Source organism: Streptomyces sp. PA03-1a, assembly GCF_033792805.1.
In the GTDB taxonomy this organism is placed as follows: Bacteria; Actinomycetota; Actinomycetes; order Streptomycetales; family Streptomycetaceae; genus Actinacidiphila.
Genome location: NZ_JARAVO010000421.1, coordinates 1 through 3342 on the forward strand (window position 1 = coordinate 1; position 3342 = coordinate 3342).

At 65.9% G+C, this 3342-nt stretch carries 4 protein-coding genes and 2 pseudogenes; 3 read left to right on the forward strand and 3 right to left on the reverse strand.

Annotation, left to right across the window (positions count from 1 at the left end; translation table 11 throughout):
* Positions 1-124 precede the first annotated feature (124 nt).
* Positions 125-385: pseudogene (locus tag PV341_RS44320) on the forward strand (hypothetical protein); the annotation flags it as partial.
* Between the two features lie 9 nt (positions 386-394).
* Here PV341_RS44320 and PV341_RS44325 read toward each other — a convergent pair.
* A pseudogene (locus PV341_RS44325) lies at positions 395-902 on the reverse strand (transposase family protein); the annotation flags it as partial.
* Positions 903-1446: 544 nt separating this feature from the next.
* Between PV341_RS44325 and PV341_RS44330 the strand changes: the two are divergent.
* Positions 1447-1869 carry a hypothetical protein gene (locus tag PV341_RS44330; protein WP_500331713.1) on the forward strand — a complete coding sequence of 141 codons (423 nt, stop codon included), beginning with the start codon at positions 1447-1449 and terminating at the stop codon, positions 1867-1869.
* Between the two features lie 244 nt (positions 1870-2113).
* On the opposite strand, the gene PV341_RS44335 is transcribed toward PV341_RS44330, so the two are convergent.
* A complete protein-coding gene (locus PV341_RS44335; protein WP_500360912.1) occupies positions 2114-2302 on the reverse strand; it encodes a hypothetical protein in 189 nt (62 codons plus the stop codon).
* Positions 2296-2694: a hypothetical protein gene (locus tag PV341_RS44340; RefSeq protein WP_500331711.1), complete on the reverse strand. Its 399-nt coding sequence runs from the start codon at positions 2692-2694 to the stop codon at positions 2296-2298. The genes PV341_RS44335 and PV341_RS44340 overlap by 7 nt, the downstream gene beginning before the upstream one ends.
* Before the next feature lie 251 nt (positions 2695-2945).
* On the opposite strand from PV341_RS44340, the gene PV341_RS44345 reads away from it, so the two are divergent.
* The gene (locus PV341_RS44345; RefSeq protein WP_500360913.1) at positions 2946-3326 is read left to right on the forward strand and encodes a hypothetical protein; all 381 of its coding nucleotides are present in this window, start codon (positions 2946-2948) and stop codon (positions 3324-3326) included.
* The last annotated feature ends 16 nt before the right edge of the window (positions 3327-3342 follow it).

Sequence of the window (3342 nt, forward strand, 5' to 3'; positions counted from 1 at the left end):
CGAGGGCGTGGCTTCTTCTTCCCCATGCTCTCCATGATGGACATCCTCCCGGGGCTGAACCCCAGATCTCGGATGTCCGCCAAAGCGAATCAAGCCCAGACACGTCAGGGCGGCCTATCGGCGCGGCCCTGCGGTGGACGCCTGCGCGGTGGACAAGAAGCGCGTGGCATTGATCTGTCAAAGCGTCTACTCCTCTGAGGCGTTCGGTCCGGGTGGGGACCACACGGGCGACGAATGGCTCGCCGTCGAGCACCCTGAACAGGTGGCCGGAGTGCTCCTGATTGCCAATGACCAGTCCTACGACAGGCGAACATGCGAGCAGGACGTCAAGGACGGGGGCGGCGTGCACCCTCCAGAACCGGCCGGCACGGGGGACCAGCTGTAAGACGTCATTGCCCAGGTGTCGGGATGACTCGGTGCCCTTGCGGGCGAGGTGGTGCCGGATGCCGCGGGACGACACCCAGCGCCGCAGATGCCGTAGCGGTATCCCTTGTGCCCGTGCAATGTGCCGGGCCTGCGGCGTCGTGGGCCGCGGCGTGAGCGGATGCGTGGGGTGCCGCAGACCAGCGGGATCAGGGCCTGGCTGTCGTGGAGGTTCGCCCCGGAGATGCCGCTCGACGACAGAGGCAGACCACGGCGGTCCACGATGAAGTGGATTATCAAACCCTTCTTGCCGCTGTCAGTCGGATTCGGTCCGGTCAGCCGCCCCCTTTGAGGGCCCGGACGCTGACGGAGTCGATCGCGCACCGGTACCAGTCCTGACCACCCCGGAAGCCCATTTCGTCCAGGACCAGGCGGTGGAGCTTGGCCCACACGCGGGCCACGCTCCATTCGGTGAACCGGCGGGAAGCGGTCGCGCCCGACAGCGCGAAGCCCGGCGGCAGTTGGTCCCACCTGCGTCCGAGCCGGCCACGTCGGTTTGCAGCCTGTCTTCCAAACTGAGGCCCCGGCGAACCTCGCGACCGCCGCTAGAGGTAGCCTTCCCGTCCGTTCGAAGCCACTGGAGGACCTTGTGCATACCGCCGTTTTCCTGCTGCGGGACACGTTGGGCCTCGGTGGCGGGCTGGTGATCACGTGGGAACTGACCCGCCAGGCTTCCGGACCGGGCTGGAGAAAGCCGCGGCTCTTCTCCGCAATGGCGGCTTCGTTGCTCGCCGCGCTACTGGCCATCTAAACGAGCAGCACGGCCGAGTCCGTGCCCGTGGCGTGCCCGATCAGGCGGGGATATCCGGGGGAAGAACAGCGCCATCGTGCACGTAGAAGCGGTGCCCCCGGGTCTTGGGGCACCCCTTCTGTCCGGCACCTTCGCCGACCATTGCGGCGAGTGTGGGATATGAACCCACGGTGACGTCGCTGGCACGACGGTTTTCAAGTCCCATCCGCCTCTGTGCTGCGGCAGGCGCAACACTCCGGGCCTGTCGGTCGTGCCTGGCAGAATACGGCTCCGTGAGCCTCCACTACGAAGTCGTCTTCGCCTGCCTCCTCCGCGACGACACGCCTGATGCGGTCCTGGACGCTCTGCGATGGCACCTCGGCCTGACCTCCGAACGCCCGGCAGGACTCGACGGGGAGGAGCACACATATCCGCTGCTCTCCTCAGATCCGGACAGCCGGCTGCCCGGAGGTGATTTCGCGTCCCTACGGCGGCAGTCCTGGGGCTTCACGGCAAGCGGTGAGCGCCACGTCTGGGGGCTGTTCAGCCGCAACCTCTGGCTCGACGACATGATGGCTGACCTCGTCCCCATCCTGGACCTGCTCGCACCTCACGTCGAAGAACCTGGCTACGGCGGGCACTTCCGCGAGGAGTTCGACGTCGAACCGACCGTCTTCACCTTCCACGCAGGCACCCACGGGCCGCTGAAGCTCTGACGCCACCCCCATCGGACAAGCAGCGCCGCTGACGCCCTGTTCGCAGTTGTGCGCTGTTGTCGGCATACAGGTTGGCGCACGCCTTGGCCCCGCACCCTGACATGGATCGGCGTGCAGCACTGAAGTACGGCATCCACCGCAACCAATCTCGTCCGTTAACGTCCTCCTAGGGCCGTAGCACGGCCGGAGTGACCGTCCGCGGCCGATCTACATTGAGCTACGGATCAGAGGGGCGTCGTTGCAGCTACGAGTCGTGTCGGCGGGCAGGAGTGCGAGTGATGAGCCAGTAGGCGAGGGCCGCCGGTCGAACAGCATCCCCCCACTGGTCTTCGTCGTTCTCCGCGGGCAGCCGGGCGTCCAGGACCCGCATGGCCACCGCATCCTCCGGCCGGGCGCCGGCCTCCACACCGACGCCTATCGCCAGCATCAGCAAGCCTTGAGTATCACCTCGACGTCAGCTGCGACTTGGACCAGGCGCGCGTCGTCTCGGAGCTCTTCGGGAAGCTGAGCATGCTGCTCCGAAGAGGTGATCATCGTCGGGCATCCAGGAGCCAGAATCACCGCATCGGACCGGCGGGCGCACTGCACCAGCAAATCGAGAACGAGCCCAGTCGAAAATCGACTGATCACGAAGCCACTGAAGTCCGAGGTGCTGGTGTCGGCGTAGACCTGAGCCTCGCCCCCGTCGGGGGCATGGATGGTCCACAGATGAAACTCCGGCTCCTCGCTGTGCACGTGGGGGCCGAACAGAGTGTGGAGCGCCTCCGGGCTCATGAGGGCCGCCTGCCCGTCTCGGAAGCGCTGAACAAACATGTCAAAGCTCACAGCAGCCGAGCGTAGCCGCATTCCATACCGGCGACAGTCGCCCCCAGCAAGCCGAGGCAAGGGGGGCGCGCGGTCTGACCTTCTCTGCTTCATCAAGGCACCCGGCGTCGCTCACGCTCCTGCCTCCGTCCCGCTCGGCGAAGCCGTATTCCACACTGAGCAGGGGATAGCCTCGCAGTGGCACAGGCCGGAGTAGGCGAGGTAGACGGCAACGAGTTCGGTGGCGGACGGGCTGCCCGCAAGGAGGCACGATGAACATCGAAACGCTGACTGACAAGCTCGGCGCCTCGGGGCTGCTCGTCCTTGATGGCGAACCATTGTTGACGACCTGCCCGCCCGAGGCCGCGTCGCAGGCAAGTGCCTGCGGTCCAGAGCACGGGCGGGTCGATGAGGTCATCGACCTCAAGCGACGCGATGGTCTGCGGGATGTCAACGCCGCATGGTACAGGCTGGCCACACGTTTCGGACTGTTCGGTGAGCGGGGAGAGTTTCTGACCTTCGTCAATCTGGGCGAGGACGACGAGATCGATTTCCGCTGGCTCCAGGTGATGAGCTTGTTCCGCTTTGACGGACACCAATGGTGTGGTGGTCAGGCTGCGTGTGCTGTCTCATATTCGGCGGGGCTGCGGTAGCCGAGGCTGCTGTGCA